The following is a 17,304-nucleotide window of genomic DNA, read 5'->3' on the forward strand; positions in this document are numbered from 1 at the left end:
TCGCGATGAAGCTATTCGAAGCCCTGGCACAGGCGCTTGCGCAGAACGGCGACGGCCTGCTGTTCGGCGTGGTGGGCGACGCCAATGCCTACATGGTCGACGCCTATGCGCGCCGCGATGGCGCGCGCTACGTGGCGCTGGCCAATGAAAACGGTGCGGTGCTGGCCGCCATCGGAGCGGCCATGATCGGCGACGAGGTAGGCTTCGCCACCGTCACCCACGGCCCTGCCCTGACCAATTGCGTGACCGCGCTGACTGAGGGGGTGCGGTCGAACACGCCGATGGTGCTGCTCTGCGGGGATACGCCGCCGGAAGATCGCGAGAACCTGCAGAATATCGACCAGAAGGCGGTGATCCTGTCCTCGGGCGCCGGGTTCGAACAGATGCGCAGCCCCGCCACCGCGCTGGAGGACCTGGCCCGCGCCGTCCGCCGTGCCCGCGCCGAACGCCGCCCCGTCGCCTTCAACATGCCCGCGCAGATGCAATGGCAGGAGGTCGAATATCGCGACACCTCGTGGCATGTGCCGGCCCTGCCCCGGGTCGAGATCGAGGGCGAGGCGTTGGACAATGCCGTGGGCATCATCGCCGCCGCCCGTCGACCCGTGATCCTGGCCGGACGCGGGGCCATCGACGACGACAGCCGCGCCGCGCTTCTGCGCCTCGCCCGACGGATCGAGGCACCGCTGGCCACGACGATGCGCGCCAAGGGCCTGTTTTCGGGCGAGGATCACGTGTTGGGCGTCCATGGCACGGTCAGCACGCCCGCCGCGTCCGAGGTCATCCAGAAGGCCGATTGCCTGATCGCCTTCGGGGCCTCGCTGAATTTCCACACCACCGCGCAGGGGTCGTTCATCGACGGCAAACGGGTGATCCAGGTGGCCGACCGGGCGCAGGATCTGGCTGCGAACGCGGTGCCCGACGTGGCCATCCTGGGCAGCGCGCCCGCCGTGGCCGACACGCTGCTGCATTGGCTGGACGAGGCGGAGATCCCCGGCTCCGGCCACACCACCGACCTGCCGGCCCAGGGCCTCGACCAGCCCGAGATCCGGGCGATGTCGGATATCCGCGAGGGCTGCGTCGATTTCCTGACCGCGCTGGACCGCCTGAACCGGCTGCTGCCGCAGGAGAGGACCCTGGTCACCGATGCGGGCCGCTGGATGGTGCGGTCATACGGCCTGCTGACCGCGCCCGGGCCGCGCGACATGGTGACTTCGGCCAGTTTCGGCGCCATCGGGCTGGGCATGGCGACCGCCATCGGTGCCGCTGCGCGACGCCCGGACCGGCCCACCGTACTGTTCTGTGGCGATGGTGGCTTCATGCTGGGCAACCTGGCCGAGTTCAACAGCGCCACCCGGGAAGGTCTGGACCTGATCTGCGTGATCTTCAACGACGGCAGCTATGGCGCCGAACATATCCAGTTCCGCGACAAGCAACTGGATCCGGCGATCACGCTGTTCAATTGGCCCGACTTCGTCTCGGTCGCGCGATCGCTGGGCGGGGACGGCACCTGCGTCACCTCGGCCGCCGATCTGGACGCTCTGCCCGAGGCGATTGATTCCCGCGACCGCACCCGCCCCTACCTGATCGACGTCCGCCTGGACCCCGACCGCATGACCATGTGGTGAGCCGTCTCACAATTCGGAAAGATATCTCACTATATGGAACACGCAACGCAATCTTTCCCGATTATTCGCTTCCCGTTGTGCCGCACACGCACCCCGCAGAACCCGGATATTATCGAAATAAATCAACAACTCACCTGCAATACAGGAGAAACCCGACCCCGGAACACGAATGAGACACGCCATCACCGCCTGACGGAGCAGCAGAAAAAGTTGTCCCACAAAGTAGGAGGTGTTAGCGTTTTTGCCAGGAGGGGAGACACCCCGCCAATTTGGATTTGCCGCCAAGGCAAAGGGAGGAATGAATGACAACTCAGATGACGTGGGCACGTGCTGCCGCGGCTGCGGCCTTTGCCGTAGGCACCCTTGGAACTTCCGCTCTGGCACAGGATGCCTGGCTGGAAGATCTTGAGCCGATGACCCTGAAACTCGCCGATTTCTCGGGCGACCAGAATGCCAACTTCGGCAAGGCGATGGTCGCGTGGGAGGAATCGATCACCGAATTCACCGACGGCAAGATCACCTTCGAGAACTACTGGTCCTCGTCGCTGCTGGGCGCGCTGGACACGCTGGAAGGCGTGGGGGACGGCGTGGCCGATATCGGCCTGATCATCCCGTCCTACATGCCGCAGAAACTGCCCGTGGCGTCGTGGATGTTCGGCATGGGCGCCGCGCTGTCCGGCTCGACCGTGCATGACGTGGCCGCCGGTGGCGCCACCGCGCTGGAAACCCTGCTGACCTACGAACCGATCACCCAGGAATACGCGTCCCACAACGTGGTGGTGATGCAGGCAACCGCGACGCCGGCCTATAACCTGCTGTGCAACAAACCGATTTCCTCGATGGCCGAAGCCGAGGGCAAGCGCGCCCGCGCCATCGGGGCCGTCTGGTCCACCACCGCCGAAGCGCTTGGCATGACGCCCGTTTCGATCTCCTGGGGGGAGGCCTACGAGGGGCTGCAGCGCGGCGTCTTCGACTGCATGGTCATCAACCCGAACCAATATGCCGACGGCCTGACCCTGAAGGACGTGGCGCCGGAATACGTGCCGGTCACCATGGCGCAGCTTCAGGCGTCGACCTGGGTCATGAACAAGGACATCTGGGACGAGTTCCCGAAAGAGCTTCAGGATTTCATCACCCAGGCCAACGTGAAGGCCGCCTATGACATCTGGCAAGGCTACATGGAGATCGAGGCCAAGGCCGGTGACCTGATTGCCGCCGGCGAGGTGATCCACACCAACGACATCTCGGAGCTTGAGCCGGTCGCCGCCGCGCAGCGGGCCGAGTTCATCGCCGCCCTGCCCGGCACCGCCCCCGCCGCGGTCGAAGACCCCGAGGCCTTCGTCGCCAATTACCAGGACCGCATCGCCTACTGGACCAAGGCGCTGGAGGATCAGGGCTATGCCGTTGCCGCCCGCACCCCCGAGGCGATCATGGAAGCCTTTGCCGGGCTCAGCGATGTCGACCTGAAGCCCTTCTATGATAAGTTCAACGCCGAGGTCACACCCGGCCTGATGGACTGAACCATAGAGTGAATTCAGGTGCCGCCCCCGCATCGGCCGGGGCGGCACCGAACGGAGCCGAAATGTCTGATACGACCGAGTTTTCCGCTGATCCGGACCCGGCCCTGCTGCGGCTCATCGACCGGATCGCGCTTGGCCTTGCCCTGATCGCCGCTGTCGCGCTGATCCTGCTGGCGCTGAACGTCTTTGCCGACGTGATCGGCCGCGCCTTTCTCAAGAAACCGCTGCCCGGCACGCTGGAAATGACCGCCCAATGGTGGATGCCGACGCTGACCCTGCTGGCCTTTGCCTATACCGAGAAACGTCAGGACCATATCAAGGTGACCATCCTTCTGGACACGCTGCCGCTGCGCATGCGGCAATGGATCGAGGGCGTGTTCGGCCTGATCGCCACCGCCCTGCTTGTGGGCCTTGCCTGGCACGCCCTGGCCGAGGCACAGGACAGTTTCGGCTACATGGAAACCACGTCCTCCCTGCCGCCCGTCGCCATCTGGCCGTTCAAATATGTCGCCGTCCTGGGCGTCGCGGCGCTGGCGCTTCAATCGGCGGCGACCTCCTACCGGTATTTCACGCGGCGCCTGCCCGCCGCGACCGTACCCGAAGGTGAAGCCGTATGAGCCTGACCCGCACCAACCGTGTCGGCATCACCGTCTTCGTGGTGGGATTGGTGGTCGCCGTCGCCTCCTGCCTGGCGATGCTCTATGGCGACCTGCCCAAACAGGTGATCGGCATCCTGATCGTCGTCCTGTCCATCGTGCTGCTGCTGATGGGCATTCCCGTCGGCGTCGCCATGTTCGGCGCGGCGCTCCTGGGGCTTTACGCGCTCAGCGGGATGCGGGTCGTGACCTCGACCATGGAGGGCGTCGCCTACGACGCCACCGCGTCCTGGTCGCTGTCGGTGATCCCGATGTTCATCCTGATGGGCATGGTCATGTGGAAGACCGGCCTGACCACCACCGCCTTCGAGGCCGCGCGCCGCTGGCTGGGCTGGATGCCCGGCGGGCTGGCCGTGGCCACCAACTTTGCCGGGGCGGCGCTGGCTGCCTCCAGCGGCAGCACCATCGGCATCACCTATGCCCTGGGTCGCGTGTCGATCCCCGAAATGCTGAAATCCGGCTATCACCCGCGCCTTGCCGTCGGCTCGGTCGCGGCGGCGGGTACGCTGGGCCAGATCATCCCGCCCAGCCTTTTGCTGGTCGTCTATGCCGGGGCGGCCTCCCTGCCCGTGGGGCAACAATTGCTGGCAGGCGTGATCCCCGGCCTGATCCTCGCCTTCGCCTTTGCGGCCGTCATCATCATCCAGGCGACGCTGCGCCCTTCCCTCGCCCCGCGCGTCGACATGAGCGGCGTCACCTGGGCCATGCGGATGCGGTCGCTGCTGGGCGTGCTGCCCATCGGCATCGTCATCGCCATCGTGATCGGCGGGCTGTTCGCCGGCATCTTCACCGCGACGGAGGCCGGGGTGTTCGGTATGCTGGCCGCGCTGATCTTCGGGGTGCTCTACCAGCTCTCCAACCGCACCCCCTGGCCCGAGATCTGGCACATGGTGCGCGACAGCCTGATCGGCACGCTGACCGGCACGGCCTCGGTCTTCCTACTGATCGTGGGCGTCGCCGTGCTGACCCGCGCCATGGCGCTCAGCCAGGTGCCCAACTTCATTGCCCGTGAGGTGACCGAACTGGGCCTTGGCCGGGTGGAATTGCTGCTGATCCTGATCGTCGCCTACCTGATCCTCGGCATGTTCATGGACACGCTGGCGATGATGCTGTTGACGATCCCCGTCCTGATGAAACCGCTGGAGGCCGTGGGCGTCGACCCGCTTTGGTTCGGGGTCTTCCTCGTCGTCATGGCCGAGGTCGGGTTGCTGACGCCACCCCTGGGCATATTGACCTTCATCGTGCACCGCATCGCCTCCGACCCGGAGGCGAACCTCGGCCGCCAGATCAGCCTGGGCACCGTCTTCCTGGGCGTCGCGCCCTTCGCGCTGGCGGCGATCGTCGTGATCGGGCTGCTGATCGCCTTCCCGCAGCTGGTCACCTGGCTGCCACAGGGCAGCAGCGGCAACTAAACGCTGGGGCCGGTCCCCACCGGCCCCTCACCTGACGCTTTTGTGATCGCCGACGCATGACGTAAGGTCCGGTCGGACTATCTCCCCTCTCAACCAGCCGGAAACGGACCCAACAGACGGGAGAGAGAGATGATCAACAGACGGACCCTGCTGAGCAGCGCCGCCGCCCTTGGCGGTGCCACGCTGATCCGCCCCTATGCCGCGATGGCCGAAAGCCACGGCGCCATGGGCGGCGACATGTTCAAGACCGCCAATGGCGAGATCGCCATTCACCCGGTCAGCCATGCCTCCTTCGTGATGGAGACGCCGGGCGGCGTGATCTACAACGACCCGGTCGGCGGGGCGAACCTCTACGATGATTTCCCGGCACCCGACCTGATCATCATCACCCACCATCACGGTGACCATTTCGATCCCGACACGCTGACCGCCGTCGCGGGCGATGCGCCGCTGATCGTGAACCCCGAGGTTTTCGAGAAACTGCCCGAAGCCCTGAAGGCCAAGGCGACCTCCATGTCCAATGGCGACACCGGTGAGGCGCTTGGCATGACGGTCGAAGCCATCCCCGCCTACAACACCACCGAGGACCGGCTGCAATATCACCCTGAAGCCCGCGACAACGGCTATATCCTGGGCGTGGACGGGCTGCGCGTCTACATTGCCGGCGATACCGAGGACATCCCGGAAATGCGCGCGCTGACGGATATCGACATCGCCTTCGTGCCGTTCAACCTGCCCTACACGATGGACGAGGAACAGGCGGCCAGTGCGGTAGCCGAATTCGCGCCCAAGGTCGTCTATCCCTACCATTACCGCGACAGCGACCCGGAGCTTTTCGCCCAGATGCTGAGCGAAACGGATGCCGGGACAGAGGTCCGCATGGGCCCCTGGTACGGCTCCACCACTTGATCCCGGTTCTTTCGGTTTCATCGGCGCGTTCCCGCGAGGGAGCGCGTCTTTTTTTGTCCGCCGGTCGGGACGCGCGGCACATTTTACCTCAAGAACGGGAAACAACCTCTTGAGTATGCACGATATCCTGCGCTCAAATCCATTTGCATACATATATCTGGACGATCGGCGAAAGCCCGCCACGGTTAAACCGGTTTGCGTCAAGTATTGTTGAAAATTTTCCAACAATTCGGCATTCTGTCGACAGAGCACAGCTCTGAACCAGAAGAGGGGCGGCCCGATCCGCCTCCGGCAGAACGAGACAAAAAAAGGCAGTGAACATGCGTTTCCCGCTTATCGCGGCAACGGCCGCGCTAATCCTGACCACCGCCGTCGCAGCAGAGGCCGGACCGGTCAGCCGCGCCTGCTTGGCTTCCGACAGCAAGGCCCGCAGCTATGCCCTGTGCCGGTGCCTACAACAGGTGGCGAACCAGACCCTGGATCGCTCCGACCAGCGCCTGGCGGCCAAGATCTTCCGCAAGCCGCAGATGGCACAGGACATCAAGATGTCCGACAGCCGGTCGCATGAAGTGTTCTGGACCAAGTACAAGTCCTTCGGCGCCACCGCGTCCCGGTCCTGTTCCTGAGCCGGGCAGCCGGCTGATCCAAGCCTGAACCGGCCCTGATCCCGGGCCGGACGGCCCCTTGCGCCTACAGCTCCAGGATCAGCCCCCGCGCGCAGCGCTCGATCAGGTCGAGCGTGCCGTCGAAGTCGCGGGTGTAATAGGGATCGGGCACGGCCTCTTCGCCGCTTTCCCCGTAATCCGTCATCAGCCGCACCGTGGTATCCGACCCTTTGGGCCGATGCGCCTCGACATCCCGCAGGTTGTTGGCATCCATGCAGATGATCAGATCGAACCGGTCGAAATCCTGCGGGCCGAATTGCCGCGCCCTGAGCGGTGACAGGTCATAGCCCCGCGCACTGGCCGCCGCCTGCATCGGGCCGTAGGGCGGCTCGCCCACATGCCATCCCCCAGTGCCGCAGCTGTCCAGTTCCAGATGCGGCGCCATCGCCCGCACCACGCCCTCCGCCGCCGGTGAGCGGCAGATATTTCCAAGGCAGACAAAGAGGATGCGTTCGGTCGGGGCCATGGTCTATCCTAAGCCAAAGACCGCAACGGATCAAAGGGGGATCACCATGGAACGGATCGTGATACTGACCGGCGCCGGGATTTCCGCAGAAAGCGGGATGGGCACCTTTCGCGGCGCGGGCGGGCTGTGGAACGACCGCCGTGTCGAAGATGTCGCCACGCCCGAAGGCTTTGCCCGCGACCCGGCCATGGTTCAGGATTTCTACAACCAGCGCCGCCAGAAGGCCCGCCAGGTCGCCCCGAACGCCGCGCATGAGGCGCTGGCTCGGCTGCAACGCGACTATCCCGGCGAGGTCACCCTGATCACCCAGAACGTGGACGGGTTGCACGAGGCCGGCGGCTCCCCCTCGGTCATCCATATGCATGGGCGGCTGGACGGCGCGCTTTGTGCCGCCTGCGATCACCGATGGGACGCGCCCGAGGTGATGGAGGTCGCCCATCCCTGCCCCGCCTGCGGCGCGGGCGCGGGCCGCCCCGATGTCGTCTGGTTCGGAGAGATGCCCTATTTCATGGACGAGATCTTCGAGGCGCTGTCGCGCTGCACCCTCTTCGCCGCCATCGGCACGTCGGGCCAGGTCTACCCCGCCGCCGGTTTCGTGCAGGAGGCCTTCCGCGCCGGGGCCCACACGGTCGAGATCAACCTGGAGCCCTCGGCGGTGGTGTCGGATTTCGCCGAAACCCGCTTCGGCCCGGCCACCCAGACCGTGCCCGCCTGGGTCGCGGACGTTCTGGGCGGGTGACGCCCCGCCCAGTTGCGCCGGGGCGGCAGCGGGACGTTCCCGCCACCGCCCCCTAGCGACTCAGTCCTCGGCCTTCATGCCGTGATCCATGGAATCGTGGTTCATCCCGCCATGATCCGGCTGGCGTTCCAAGTCGACCTCGATCTCGACCTCGATCTCGCCGGCCTGTTCGAAGACCAGCGTGACCGGAATCACCTTGCCCTGTTCGAACCGTTCGGTGAGGCCCATGAACATCACGTGGTTGCCCCCGCGCTGCAGCATGGTCGTGTCCTGCGCGGGCACCTCGAAGCCGCCTTCGACCTCGCGCATCTTCATGACGCCGTCGCCCGCGTCGATATGGGTGTGAAGCTCCACCCGCTTGGCCACGCCGGCCTTGGCGGCGATCAGGCGGTCGGGCGTATCGCCGGTATTCACGATTTCCATGAAGGCCGCCCCGGCCATGGCCATAGGGCTGGCGGCGCGGGCATAGGCGTCGCGGATCTCGATCTCGGCCCAGGCTGCGGTTGCGGAAAGGGCAATGGCGGAAAGGCCGGCAAGGGCCAGTGTCTTGGTCATCATCTTGTCTGTCCTGTGATGGGAATTTCGGTCGTTGGGGATCAGCCCAGGACCGGCGGCCCCCGAACGCGGACAGAGGCCGGGCCGCGCGACACGGCGGCCGCGATGACAACCGAGGCGGCGATCGCACGGGATTCGGCTTCGCGCGGCAGCGCCAGGACCGGGTCGAGGTCCAGCGCGAGAATCAGCGACAGCGCGAAATCGGGGCAATAGACCGGCGGGCCGGTAGGGGTCCCGTTCTCATCTACGTAGACCATGACCGGGCCGGTGCCCGTACACAGCTCCATCTGCCCCGCAGGTCCGGGGGCGGCATGGGCCACGGCGGCCGCCTGCGCGGTGGCAAGCAGCAGAAGGCTCAGGACGGCCGGAAGGATATGGGTGCGCAACCAGGTCACCGGTCTGACATAAGCCACGGACACGCGCAGGGGAAGCGTGACAAAGCGAAACAGCCCCGCCTTCCAGGGAAGGCAGGGCTGCGCAAAAGCGATCGTCTCAGGATCAGGCCTCGGCCTGGACCTTTGCGATTTCTTTTTTGACTTTCAGCGCAGTAGCGGAAAGCTCCGCATCATTCGCCTTGGCCAGGAACTTGTCCAGCCCGCCACGGTGGTCCACGGTGCGCAGGGCCGCTGCGGAGATGCGCAGCTTGATGTTACGGCCCAGGGCTTCGGAACGCAGGGACACGTCGTTCAGGTTCGGCAGAAACCGGCGACGGGTCTTGTTATTGGCATGGCTGACATTGTTGCCCGTCATCGGGCCTTTACCGGTCAGTTCGCAACGGCGCGACATGGGTCACTCCTCGTCTCTACTCTCGGGGCGAAGGGTCGCGCCCACTTTCGGAAAACAATAGGGCACCGCCGAAGGCCGCGCCCAAAATTCAGTTCGCGCGTGATACGCGCCTTCCCGGGTCGCGTCAAGACCCGTGCCCGGGGATTTCGTCACCTTGTTCCGGCAATATCCCGACCATGCGATCCCGGGGCGATCCCGGGCGGCCCGGATCACCCGCCGATCTTGCTCAGCATCTCCTGCGCAGCCCCGGTCGCGGTCATGTCGCCGACCGCCACGGCCTCGGCCAGGCGGGCCATGTCGCCACGCGCTTCGGAGGTGTCCAGCCGCGCCAGCAGCCCGTTCTTGACGTCCTCGCGGAACCAGTAGCGCGCCTGCTCGGCCCGCCGCCCGTCGAAATGACCCGACGTGCGGCGCCAGTCGGTCAGGGCCTGCATTTCCTCCCAGGCCTTTTCGAGCCCGGTATGTTCCACAGCAGACACGGTCATCGCCTTGGGAAAACCGTCCGGATCCTGCGGGCGCTTGCGCAGCAACCGCAGCGCCCCGGCGTAATCGGCGCAGGTCCGGGTCGCGGTTGCCTTCAGATCGCCATCGGCCTTGTTGATCAGGATCATGTCGGCCATCTCCATGATGCCGCGCTTCACCCCCTGCAATTCGTCGCCTCCCGCCGGCGCCAGCAGCAGCAGGAACAGGTCGGCCATTTCGGACACCATGGTTTCCGATTGCCCGACGCCCACCGTTTCGATCAGCACCACGTCGAACCCCGCCGCCTCGCACAGCGCCACCGCCTCACGCGACCGGCGCGCGACGCCGCCCAGCTGGGTCTGCGACGGCGAGGGACGGATAAAGGCGTTGGGATCGCGCGACAGCTGCTCCATCCGGGTCTTGTCACCCAGGATCGACCCGCCCGACCGGGCCGAGGACGGATCAACCGCCAGCACCGCGACACGCAGCCCCTGCCCCGTCAGCATCATGCCGAAGGCCTCGATGAAGGTCGATTTGCCGACACCCGGCGTGCCCGACAGCCCGATGCGCAGGGCCTGCGGGGCCTCGGGCCGCGTCGCCAGCCGCTCCATCAGCGCCACGGCCTGTTTGCGGTGATCCGCCCGGCCGCTTTCGATCAGCGTGATCGCGCGCGACAGGCTGCGCCGATCCCCGGAGGCCACCTTTTCCGCCAGGCTTTCGATATCCATGTGATCCCCTTTTTCGCGGTCCGGCCCCGGTTATGCCCGCTTGCCCCCGGCCCCACAAGCGGGCTCTCGGCACCCGTCCGGTGACTGGCATCCGCGCCCGGGATATCGGATAAGGCCGCATGACCCGCACGCCCCTGCCCATCGACGCCATCCTGCCCGACCTGATCGACGCCCTGCGCGCGCAGGGCCGCGCCGTGTTGCAGGCCCCACCCGGCGCCGGCAAGACCACCCGCGTGCCGCTCGCCATGCTCGAAGCCGGGCTGACCACCGGCCGCATCCTGATGCTGGAACCCCGCCGCCTGGCCGCCCGCGCCGCCGCCGACCGCATGGCCGCGACCTTGGGCGAAGAGACCGGGCAGACCGTCGGCTACCGCATCCGCGGCGACAGCGCGGTGTCGAAAACCACCCGGATCGAGGTCGTGACCGAGGGCATCCTGACCCGGATGATCCAGGCCGATCCCGACCTGCCCGGCATCGGCGCGGTGATCTTCGACGAGTTCCACGAACGCTCCCTCAACGCCGATCTGGGCCTCGCGCTCTGCCTCGAAGTGGCCGGCGCCCTGCGCGACGACCTGATCCTGCTGGCCATGTCCGCCACGCTCGACGCCGCCCCCGTGGCCGAGCTGATGCAGGCACCGATCCTCACCTCCGAGGGCCGCGCCTTCCCTGTCGACATCGTGCCGCTCGACCGCCCCCTCGACCGCCGCGCCCGGCTGGAAGAGGCGGTCAGCGCCCGGATCCTCGACGCGCTGGCAGAAACCGAGGGCGGCGTGCTGGTCTTCCTCCCCGGGGAGGGCGAGATTCGCCGGACCGAGGCATTGCTGAAACCCCGCCTGCCCGCGAGCGTCCAGCTGCACACGCTCTTCGGCGCCATGCCATTGGCCGCGCAACGCGCCGCCATCCGCCCGGCAGAGACAGGCCGCAAGATCGTGCTCGCCACCTCCATCGCCGAAACCTCCCTGACGATCGAGGATGTGCGCGTCGTCGTCGATGCCGGCCGCGCCCGCCGTGCCCGGTTCGACCCGGGTTCCGGCATGTCGCGCCTCGTCACCGAACGCGTCTCCCGCGCCGAGGCGACTCAGCGCGCGGGCCGCGCGGGCCGTGTCGCGCCCGGCAGGTGCTACCGGCTCTGGACGGCGGGCGAGGACGGCGCCCTGCCCGCCTTCGCCCCGCCCGAAATCGAAACCGCCGACCTCGCCCCACTGGCGCTGGACCTCGCGCTCTGGGGCGCGGGGCCCGACGGCATCCCCCTGCTCAGCCCGCCCAATGCCGGCACCTATGCCGAGGGCGTCGCGCTGCTGACCGATCTGGGCGCGCTGGATGCGGGCGGACGGATCACCGATCACGGCCGTGCCCTGGCCCGCCTGCCCACGCATCCGCGCCTTGCCAACATGTTGATCCGCGCAGGCCGCGGCGCCGCCCCCCTTGCCGCGTTGCTGGCCGACCGGGACCCGCTGCCTCGCGCCGCGCCCACCGACCTCGCCCTGCGGATCGAGGCGCTGAACGATCCCAAGCGGTTCGCCGACACCCGGCCCTGGGCGCCCGATCGCGGCGCCATCGCCCGCATCCGCGAGGAAAGCCGCCGCCTCGCCCGGCTTGCACCCGATGCGCCTGAGGGACACCGCCTCTCACTCGCCGAAATGGCGGCGCTGGCCTATCCCGACCGGATCGGCCAACGCCGCAAGGGCGAGGCGCCGCGCTATGTGCTGTCCGGCGGCAAGGGGGCCGTGCTGCCCGATGGCGATGCGCTGACCAACGCCCCCTTCCTCGTCGCCACCGATCTCGACGGCGACCCGAGAGAGGCGCGGATCCGCCAGGCCGTGCAGATCACCGCCTCCGAGATCCGCGCGACCTTCGGCGATCGCGTCGCCTGGGTGGACAGCTGCGCCTGGTCCCGCCGCGACCGCCGCGTGGTGGCGCGCCAGCAGGAACGGCTCGGCGCCGCCGTGCTCGACGACCGGCTCTGGAAGGACGCGCCCGAAGACGCCATAGCCCGCGCAATGCTGGACGGCGTGCGGGACCTGGGCCTCGTGCCCGGCGACAAGGCGCGGCTCTTCCTCGCCCGCGTCCGGCTCGCCGGGGCAGAGGCCGGACTGCCGGATTTCTCCGACACCGCGCTGATGGACAGCCTGGAGGACTGGCTGCTGCCCTTCCTCGGCGGCCTCCGCGACGCCGCCGCCTGGCGCAGGTTCGACCTGCTGCCCGCGCTCAAGGCCCGGCTCGACTGGGACCAGGCCCAGGCGCTGGACCGGATCGCGCCGGCCTCCTTCACCACGCCGCTGGGGCGCAAGATCGCCATCGACTACGCCTCGGACCCGCCCGAAATTTCACTGCGCCTGCAAGAGCTTTTCGGCCAGACCACGCATCCCGCCATCGGCGGCACGCCCCTGAAACTCACGCTGCTCTCACCCGCCGGCCGGCCGATCCAGACCACCGCCGACCTGCCCGGCTTCTGGACCGGCTCCTATGCGGATGTGCGCAAGGACATGCGCGCCCGCTACCCCAAGCATCCCTGGCCCGAGGATCCGACCCAGGCCGACCCGACCCTGCGCGCCAAACCCCGCGGCAGCTGACCCCCGAAGACAAGAGAGGGCGGCATGCCACCCGGCGCGCCGCCCCTGCTTCATCTTGCCGAAAATACTCTCGCCGGAAGGCGAAATCCGCGTCTTGGGGCGCTGCCCCCCGAACCCGAAGATCAGACCCCCAGGCACCATCGCATCACGGCCTTCTGGGCATGCAGACGGTTCTCGGCCTCGTCGAAGATCACCGATTGCGGCCCGTCCATCACCGAGGACGTCACCTCTTCCTCCCGATGCGCGGGCAGGCAATGCATGAACAGGGCGTCCTTGCCCGCCGCCGCCATCAGCGCATCGTTCACCTGGTAGGCGCGCAGCATGTTGTGCCGCCGCTCGCGCGAGGATTGGGCGTCATGCATCGACACCCAGGTATCGGCCACGACCAGGTCCGCGCCGTCGACGCCTTTCCAGGGGTCACGCTCGATGCGGACATTGGTGCCCGCCGCGCGCGCCTCGTCCATGTAGTCCCGGTCGGGATCCAGCTGCTGCGGCCCGCAGAAGGTCAGGTTGTAGCCGAATTGCGTGGCACCATGCAGGAAAGAGGCGAAGACGTTGTTGCCATCCCCCATCCAGGTCACGTTGCGCCCGGCAATCGGCCCGCGATGTTCCTCGAAAGTCAGGATATCGGCCATGATCTGGCAGGGATGGCTGCGGTCGGTCAGCCCGTTGATCACGGGGACCGAGGCATATTCCGCCATCTCGTGCAGCACGGATTCGTCGAAGGTCCGGATCATGATCAGGTCGACATAGCGCGAAAGGACCCGCGCGGTATCGGCGATCGTCTCGCCATGGCCCAGCTGCATGTCATTGCCCGACAGCACCATCGTCTCGCCGCCCATCTGGCGCACGCCCACGTCAAAGGACACGCGGGTCCGGGTCGAGGGCTTCTCGAAGATCAGCGCGACCATGTGGCCCGCCAGCGGCTGCTCGTCATCCATCATGCCCTTGGGGCGTCCGGCACGAGCCTGTTTCATCTGTCCGGCCTGGTCGATGATGCCGCGCAGCGCATCCTTGTCGGTGGTGTGGATATCCAGGAAATGGTTCATCTTTTTCGGTTCCTTGCGGTCGGGGTGCCGGCCCGGCATATCGACATATCTATGCGGCCGCCCCCTTTGGATTGGTGGCTATGTCCTGCGCCGCGTGGCGCGACAACCCTGTTCAGATCGTCGGGACGGGGTCCGAAAGGCCCCGCAAAAGCGGGCCGGCCTCCCGTCCGTCCTGGTTTCGTCGTCGCGCCGAACACGCGCGGGGACCGGGCCGCCCCGTCACCCCCCGCGGATCATCGAGGCCAAACAGCCGGAACGCGACCTCAGCCATCGCCCGCCACCCGTTTCGCCGTGGCGTCGAGCCGGGTGATCGCCTCCGCGATCTCCTCCTCGGTCAGGGTCAGCGCGGGCAGCAGACGGATCACGTTATCCGCAGCCGGCACGGTGATCAGCAGCTCCTCATAGGCCGCCTTGACGACGTCGGCATTCACCGGCTTGCATTTCAGCCCCAGCATGAAGCCGAAGCCGCGCACCTCCTCGAAGACATCCGGGTTCTCGGCGACCAGCCCTTCCAGCTTTTGCCGGAACAGCGCCGATTTCCGCCGCACCTCTTCCAGGAACCCCTTCTCTGTCAGCGCCTTGACCACGGCCAGCCCGACGGCGCAGCCCAGCGGGTTGCCGCCATAGGTCGATCCATGGGTGCCGGCCTTCATGCCCGATGCGGCGTCTTCCGTGGCCAGCACCGCACCCAGCGGAAAGCCCCCGCCGATGCCCTTGGCCGACAGCACGATATCGGGGCTGATGCCGGCCCATTCATGGGCAAACAACCGGCCGGTCCGGCCCATGCCGCACTGGATCTCGTCCAGCATCAGCAGCGCGCCGGTCTCGTCGCACATGTCGCGCAGGCCCTTCAGGCATTGATCGGGCAACACGTTGATGCCGCCCTCGCCCTGCACCGGCTCCACCAGGATGGCGGCGGTCCGGTCGGTCACGGCGGCTTTCAGCGCCTCGTGATCGCCCCAGGGTACCTGCTTGAACCCCGGCAGCAGAGGGCCGAAGCCCTTGACCATCTTCTCGGTGCCGACCGCCGCGATCGCGGCCGAGGACCGACCATGGAAGGCCCCGGAAAAGGTGATGATCTCGATCCGGTCGGGATCGCCCTTCTCGTACCAGTACTTGCGCGCCATCTTCACGCCCAGCTCCATGCTCTCGGTGCCGGAATTGGTGAAGAACACGGTGTCGGCAAAGCTCTCCTCGACCAGCAGATCGGCCAGCGCCTGCTGCTGCGGGATCTCGTAGAGGTTCGACACATGCCACAGCTTCTGCGCCTGGTCAGTCAGCGCCTGCACGATGGTCGGATGGGCATGGCCCAGGGCCGCCACCGCGATGCCCGACCCGAGGTCGAGGAATCGGCGGCCGTCTTCCTCGATCAGCCAGGCGCCTTCGCCCTTCACGAAGTGAAGCGGCGCACGGGAATAGGTCGGCAGAACAGACGGGATCATCGCGTCATCCTTTGCATAAAAGAGCCCTGAGGAAGCATGTGCTTCGGGGCAAAGTCAATATTGAGGGGGATGGGGTGCGCCGGGATGGCGCGGACAGGCGGTCGGGACGTCAGGCGCGGATGCGTCGACGTCGGATCGGAAGGATATGGAACCGCGTTGTCATGGCGCGATCCATATCCCAGCCCCAGGCCGTTGCAAAGCGCGAAAGCGTCGCGTTGCGCGGCTGCGTGAATTCCGCCACATCACCGGACATGGACTGGATCGATCTTGCCGTGATCCTCGCGGCCCTCGCGGTCGGAGGCATCCTCACCCTGCCCGCCCTGGCCCGCGCGCCGCTCTGGCGGGCGGCGCTGACACCGCTTGCCTCAATCATCGGCAGCGGCTTCCTGGTGCTGGGGCCGATCCTGGCGATCAGCTATGGCCGCTGGGCGCCGCTGGCGATGGCCGCGCTCTGCGTTGCTGCCTATGCCCTGGGCGGGGCGGTCCGCGCCAATATCGCCCGCCGCGCCGCCGGCCCCCGGACCCGGGCCGAAGAGGCGCTGGACCGCGCGGCCTCCTGGGTGCTGGCCTTCGCCTATATCATCTCGGTCGCCTATTACCTCGGCCTCTTCGGCGCCTTCGCGCTGGAACGGACCGGCATCGCCTCCGACATCTCGCAGCGGGGGCTGACCACCGCGGTGTTCCTGGTCATCCTCGTCACCGGCTGGACAAAGGGCTTTGCCGCGCTGGAACGGATGGAACAGGTCGCGGTGTCGCTGAAACTCGCCGTGATCGGCGGGCTGCTCGCGGGGATGGCCACGGTCTTTGCCACCGCCTCCGGCCCCGCTTCCCCCGGCCTGACAGACGCGCCCGCCAGCGTCACCGGATGGGCGGCACTGTCGCTCGCCTTCGGGCTGATCGTCACCGTGCAGGGGTTCGAAACCTCGCGCTACCTCGGTGCCGAATACGACCCCGCCACGCGCAACCGTTCCATGCGCCTGGCGCAGATCGTCTCAACCGCGATCTACATGGGCTACGTGCTGCTGCTGACCGCGCTCTTCGATCCCTCGCACATGTCGATGAGCGAAACCGCCATCATCGCGCTGATGGACCAGATCGCTCCCAGCCTGCCGCTCCTGCTGATCCTCGCCGCGTTGGTCGCGCAGTTCAGCGCGGCCGTGGCCGATACCGGCGGAGCCGGCGGCCTGCTGGCCGAGCTGACCTCGGACCGGATCGCGCCGCGCACCGGCTATGCGCTCCTCGCCGCCTTCGGCATCGCCCTGACCTGGAGTGCGGACATCTACGCCATCATCGCCTATGCCTCGCGGGCCTTCGCGCTCTATTACGCGCTGCAATGCGCCATCGCGGCGCGCGGCCACTGGACCGAGGCCCGCCTGCCCGCCCTTTGGTACAGCGCGCTGAGCCTCACGGCCCTCGCCATGGCGCTGTTTGGCACGCCGGTCGAAGGCGGCTGACCGGCCAAACGAGCCGCCACGTCCGGCCCCGCCCCTCTTCCATCTGGCCGATGAATATCCTGGCGCGCCTGGCTGCTGTCCCTTGATCTGTACCGTTTTCCAAAGGCCTGAATTCGCAGTTGAGCGCAGCGACCGACCCGAGGGAGCGCTGCCCGGCATTGCCGCCGAGCGGTTCGGATAATCGGGGTTCAAGAAATACCGCGATGCTCGGACACGACATCCGCACAGCCGTCGATTGCGATTAGACCGCGTTCAGATGCGAC

16 protein-coding genes are annotated in these 17,304 nt (G+C 67.1%); 9 read left to right on the forward strand and 7 right to left on the reverse strand.

What is annotated here, in order from left to right; translation table 11 throughout:
* The first annotated feature begins 5 nt into the window (after positions 1-5).
* The 6 genes from ATO9_RS10630 (at position 6) to ATO9_RS10655 (ending at position 6,748) form a co-directional block, all read left to right on the forward strand.
* A complete protein-coding gene (locus ATO9_RS10630; RefSeq protein WP_043748247.1) occupies positions 6-1,625 on the forward strand; it encodes a thiamine pyrophosphate-binding protein in 1,620 nt (539 codons plus the stop codon).
* Between the two features lie 302 nt (positions 1,626-1,927).
* A complete protein-coding gene (locus tag ATO9_RS10635; RefSeq protein WP_043748250.1) occupies positions 1,928-3,145 on the forward strand; it encodes a C4-dicarboxylate TRAP transporter substrate-binding protein in 1,218 nt (405 codons plus the stop codon).
* Between the two features lie 62 nt (positions 3,146-3,207).
* Complete coding sequence (locus tag ATO9_RS10640) at positions 3,208-3,762, forward strand: TRAP transporter small permease subunit (protein ID WP_052418237.1); 555 nt, start codon at positions 3,208-3,210, stop codon at positions 3,760-3,762.
* Entirely contained in the window at positions 3,759-5,213 is a 1,455-nt protein-coding gene (locus ATO9_RS10645) for a TRAP transporter large permease (RefSeq protein WP_052418238.1), read from the forward strand. Before ATO9_RS10640 ends, ATO9_RS10645 begins: the two co-directional genes overlap by 4 nt.
* Positions 5,214-5,342: 129 nt before the next feature.
* Complete coding sequence (locus ATO9_RS10650) at positions 5,343-6,122, forward strand: MBL fold metallo-hydrolase (RefSeq protein ID WP_043748252.1); 780 nt, start codon at positions 5,343-5,345, stop codon at positions 6,120-6,122.
* Positions 6,123-6,442: 320 nt separating this feature from the next.
* The gene (locus ATO9_RS10655; protein WP_043748255.1) at positions 6,443-6,748 is read left to right on the forward strand and encodes a hypothetical protein; all 306 of its coding nucleotides are present in this window, start codon (positions 6,443-6,445) and stop codon (positions 6,746-6,748) included.
* 64 nt (positions 6,749-6,812) lie between these two features.
* On the opposite strand, the gene ATO9_RS10660 is transcribed toward ATO9_RS10655, so the two are convergent.
* Positions 6,813-7,253 carry a low molecular weight protein-tyrosine-phosphatase gene (locus tag ATO9_RS10660; protein WP_043748257.1) on the reverse strand — a complete coding sequence of 147 codons (441 nt, stop codon included), beginning with the start codon at positions 7,251-7,253 and terminating at the stop codon, positions 6,813-6,815.
* Between the two features lie 46 nt (positions 7,254-7,299).
* Between ATO9_RS10660 and ATO9_RS10665 the strand changes: the two genes are divergently transcribed.
* Positions 7,300-7,992: an NAD-dependent deacylase gene (locus ATO9_RS10665; RefSeq protein ID WP_043748260.1), complete on the forward strand. Its 693-nt coding sequence runs from the start codon at positions 7,300-7,302 to the stop codon at positions 7,990-7,992.
* A gap of 60 nt (positions 7,993-8,052) precedes the next feature.
* Here the strand turns inward: ATO9_RS10665 and ATO9_RS10670 are convergent, their stop codons facing one another.
* The 4 genes from ATO9_RS10670 to meaB all read right to left on the reverse strand — a co-directional run bounded on the left by ATO9_RS10670 (position 8,053) and on the right by meaB (position 10,523).
* Positions 8,053-8,550: a copper chaperone PCu(A)C gene (locus tag ATO9_RS10670; RefSeq protein WP_043748262.1), complete on the reverse strand. Its 498-nt coding sequence runs from the start codon at positions 8,548-8,550 to the stop codon at positions 8,053-8,055.
* Between the two features lie 38 nt (positions 8,551-8,588).
* On the reverse strand, positions 8,589-8,942 hold the full coding sequence (locus ATO9_RS10675; protein WP_043748729.1) for a hypothetical protein: 354 nt from the start codon (positions 8,940-8,942) through the stop codon (positions 8,589-8,591).
* A gap of 103 nt (positions 8,943-9,045) precedes the next feature.
* Positions 9,046-9,333 (reverse strand): 50S ribosomal protein L28, encoded by a 288-nt coding sequence (rpmB, locus tag ATO9_RS10680; RefSeq protein ID WP_043748264.1) that lies wholly within the window; start codon positions 9,331-9,333, stop codon positions 9,046-9,048.
* A gap of 209 nt (positions 9,334-9,542) precedes the next feature.
* Positions 9,543-10,523, reverse strand: a complete 981-nt coding sequence (gene meaB, locus ATO9_RS10685) for a methylmalonyl Co-A mutase-associated GTPase MeaB (protein ID WP_043748266.1) — start codon at positions 10,521-10,523, stop codon at positions 9,543-9,545.
* A 119-nt stretch (positions 10,524-10,642) separates the two neighbouring features.
* Between meaB and hrpB the strand changes: the two genes are divergently transcribed.
* Positions 10,643-13,096 (forward strand): ATP-dependent helicase HrpB, encoded by a 2,454-nt coding sequence (hrpB, locus tag ATO9_RS10690; protein ID WP_043748268.1) that lies wholly within the window; start codon positions 10,643-10,645, stop codon positions 13,094-13,096.
* A gap of 122 nt (positions 13,097-13,218) precedes the next feature.
* Here the strand turns inward: hrpB and argF are convergent, their stop codons facing one another.
* Positions 13,219-14,145, reverse strand: coding sequence for an ornithine carbamoyltransferase (gene argF / locus ATO9_RS10695; RefSeq protein WP_043748731.1), 927 nt, complete (start codon positions 14,143-14,145; stop codon positions 13,219-13,221).
* 263 nt (positions 14,146-14,408) lie between these two features.
* Positions 14,409-15,587: an aspartate aminotransferase family protein gene (locus ATO9_RS10700; protein WP_043748270.1), complete on the reverse strand. Its 1,179-nt coding sequence runs from the start codon at positions 15,585-15,587 to the stop codon at positions 14,409-14,411.
* A 161-nt stretch (positions 15,588-15,748) separates the two neighbouring features.
* Between ATO9_RS10700 and ATO9_RS10705 the strand changes: the two genes are divergently transcribed.
* A complete protein-coding gene (locus tag ATO9_RS10705; RefSeq protein ID WP_238318722.1) occupies positions 15,749-17,041 on the forward strand; it encodes an APC family permease in 1,293 nt (430 codons plus the stop codon).
* Positions 17,042-17,304 lie beyond the last annotated feature (263 nt).

The organism is Pseudooceanicola atlanticus, assembly GCF_000768315.1.
In the GTDB taxonomy this organism is placed as follows: Bacteria; Pseudomonadota; Alphaproteobacteria; order Rhodobacterales; family Rhodobacteraceae; genus Pseudooceanicola; species Pseudooceanicola atlanticus.